The sequence below is a fragment of the Aquisphaera insulae genome, from assembly GCF_011064615.1.
Taxonomy (GTDB): Bacteria; Planctomycetota; Planctomycetia; order Isosphaerales; family Isosphaeraceae; genus Aquisphaera; species Aquisphaera insulae.
In genome coordinates this window covers 1-463 of record NZ_JAALJH010000263.1, presented here as the reverse complement: position 1 = coordinate 463, position 463 = coordinate 1, and the positions used below count along the sequence as shown (strand labels likewise).

General features: G+C 69.5%; 1 protein-coding gene. It reads left to right on the top strand.

The features are described 5' to 3' along the window. The coding region (locus G6O54_RS37070) for a hypothetical protein (protein ID WP_165236200.1) at nucleotides 1-463 on the top strand (463 nt) is incomplete at both ends.

The following is a 463-nucleotide window of genomic DNA, read 5'->3' as shown; positions in this document are numbered from 1 at the left end:
TGCGATCAGCGCATCGAGTCCGTCAATCGCGGCGGGGAACGTCTCGGTCTCGCCGATCACGGGCGCGGCGGGGGCGGCGATCGGGCTCCCGGCGTCGAACCCCAACGTCCCGGGGCTCACGTTCGTCTACAGCTCGACGGGGGCCAACGCCACGCCCATCATCGACGGAAATTTCGCCCTGTCGGCGGCGCGGGCGCAGGTCTCCGCGAGGCTGACGTTCAACGGCACGGTCGGATCGACGTACTACTATGACACCAGCGCGTTCCGACCCGGCGACATCCTCCAGATCGGCCAGCAGGCGAACGCCGCGTCGCTGACGACGAATCGGTACGCGTACACCCTGGCGGTGACGGAGGTCGGCGGCTCGACCACCTCGCTGACCGGGACGGCGACGCTGATCAACGAGGCCACGGACCCGACGTTCGCGGCCTTCGGCAAGGGCTGGACGCTCGCCGGGCTGAAC